General features: G+C 53.6%; 1 protein-coding gene. It reads right to left on the reverse strand.

Translation table 11 applies throughout. The features are described from left to right. A partial coding sequence (locus ST37_RS20110) for a VCBS domain-containing protein (protein WP_197687460.1) occupies positions 1 to 923 on the reverse strand: 923 nt, incomplete at both ends.

Genomic DNA, 923 nt, shown 5'->3' on the forward strand with positions numbered 1-923 from the left:
GTCAACGGTGAACTCACCGTACGCATCGCTAATGGTGTTTGAGTTAAACGCCAAATCTGGATTGTCTGCATCGATTGCTGTCAATGTACCAGTGATTGGCGTCAGGTCGCCTTCTGTGACTTCATCAGCATCCGCCGAAATCACAGGATCGTCATCGGTACCGGTAATGGTTATGGTGACGGTGGTGTCACTGCCATCGGACAGCGTCACGGTAAACTCACGGACTTCTTTCTGACCGGCCGCTAATGCATCAACTGTGGCGTTATCCGCCAGTGTGAACGTCCAATTGCCATTGGCTTCAACGGTGAACTCACCATAGGCATCATTGAGAGTAGCCGGAGTAAACTCTAAATCGGGATTGTCTGCATCCGTCGCCGTTAGGGTGCCGCTGACAGGCGTCACATCGCCCTCGGTTACCGCGTCGGTATCCGCCGAAATCACCGGATCGTCATCGGTACCGGTAATGGTAATGGTGACGGTGGTGTCACTGCCATCGGACAGCGTCACGGTAAACTCTCGGACTTCTTCTTGACCGGCTGTTAATGCATCGACTGTGGCGTTATCGGCCAGTGTGAACGTCCAATTGCCCTCCGCGTCAACGGTGAACTCACCGTACCCATCGGTAATAGTATTTGGTGTAAATTCTAGGTCTGGATTGTCTGCATCCGTCGCCGTTAGGGTGCCGCTGACAGGCGTCACATCGCCCTCGGTTACCGCGTCGGTATCCGTCGAAATCACCGGAGCATCGTCAGTACCGGTAATGGTAATCGTCACTGTAGTATCACTGCCATCAGACAGCGTCACGGTAAACTCGCGGACTTCTTCTTGACCGGCTGTTAGCGCATCCACAGTCGCGTTATCGGCCAGTGTGAACGTCCAATTGCCATTGGCATCAACGGTGAACTCACCGTACGCATCGCTAA

It is taken from the genome of Vibrio sp. qd031 (assembly GCF_002100145.1).
In the GTDB taxonomy this organism is placed as follows: Bacteria; Pseudomonadota; Gammaproteobacteria; order Enterobacterales; family Vibrionaceae; genus Vibrio.